Source organism: Nonomuraea lactucae (genome assembly GCF_003313395.1).
Lineage (GTDB): Bacteria > Actinomycetota > Actinomycetes > Streptosporangiales > Streptosporangiaceae > Nonomuraea > Nonomuraea lactucae.
Genome location: NZ_QNFZ01000476.1, coordinates 1 through 1,252, shown reverse-complemented (window position 1 = coordinate 1,252; position 1,252 = coordinate 1). Strand labels below are relative to the sequence as shown.

At 73.6% G+C, this 1,252-nt stretch carries 1 protein-coding gene; it reads right to left on the bottom strand.

The annotated features are described in order from the left end of the window. The coding region (locus DQW85_RS22795) for an aminoacyl--tRNA ligase-related protein (RefSeq protein WP_113702182.1) at positions 1-987 on the bottom strand (987 nt) is incomplete at its 3' end. Between the last annotated feature and the right edge of the window lie 265 nt (positions 988-1,252).

The following is a 1,252-nucleotide window of genomic DNA, read 5'->3' as shown; positions in this document are numbered from 1 at the left end:
GGCGACGCAGCGCCGCACCAGGGCCTCGGCGGCCGGGACCGCGGAGCCGGAGACGGGCAGCACGACCGCCTGCACCGGCGCCAGCCACGCGGGGAACGCGCCGCCGTGCACCTCGATCAGGTGCGCCACCAGCCGTTCCAGGCCGCCGACCACGCTGCGGTGCACCATGACGGGGCGGCCACCCCCGGCGTAGCCGAGGTCGAAGCGCTCGGGCTGGTAGAGGTCCACCTGAACGGTCGACAGGGTCGACTCGCGCCCCGCCGGGTCGGCGATCTGGATGTCGATCTTGGGACCGTAGAAGGCGCCCTCGCCGCGTTCCTCGTCGAAGTCCTGGCCGCGTTCCCTCAGCACGGCGCGCAGGATCGCCTCCGAGCGCGCCCACATGTCCGGGTCGTCGACGAATTTGCCGCCGTCGCCCTCGCCGCCCTCGCCCCGCAGCGACAGCCGGTAGCGGGCGGCCGCGATGCCGAGCTGGGCGTGCGCGGCCTCGATCAGGTCGAGCGCGGCCGACACCTCGGCTGCGGCCCGGTCCGGCGGGCAGAAGACGTGGCCGTCGTTGAGCTGGATGGCCCGCACCCTGGCCAGCCCGCCCAGCACGCCCGACAGCTCCGAGCGGTACATGCCGCCCAGCTCCGCGATGCGCAGCGGCAGGTCGCGGTGGCTGCGCGGGCGGGCGCGGTAGACGATCGCGTGGTGCGGGCACAGGCTCGGCCGCAGCACGAACTCCTCCCCGCCCACCCGCATGGGCGGGAACATGTCCCCGGAGTAGTGCGCCCAGTGCCCCGATCTCTCGTACAGCTCGCGTTTGCCGAGTACGGGGGAGTTGACGTGCTGGTAGCCGTTGCGGCGTTCGAGCTCGTGCACGTAGTCCTCGACGGCCTTGCGGATCGCCGCGCCGGCCGGCAGCCAGTAGGGCAGCCCGGCGCCGACGAGCGGATCGGTGTCGAAGACGGAGAGCTCACGGCCGAGCCTGCGGTGGTCGTTCATGACGGTCCCTTTCGGAGAAAGGGCGAACGACCGAAAACCCCCGGGCGTCCGCCCGGGGAGCATGGATCAGCGCGCCGGGAACGGGTCCGGCGTCGTCGTGACGTGAGCGCGCTGCATGAGGATCAACGTAGCACCCGGCCCTTGCCCGCCGCATCGACGATCCGGGTGGTCGAGCGGTCGGGGATGGCCTCCAGCTCCCAGCACTCGGCGCCCAGCAGCGCGGCGGCGGCCCGGCGCGCGCCCGCGTGCAGGTCGCCGGCGGTGT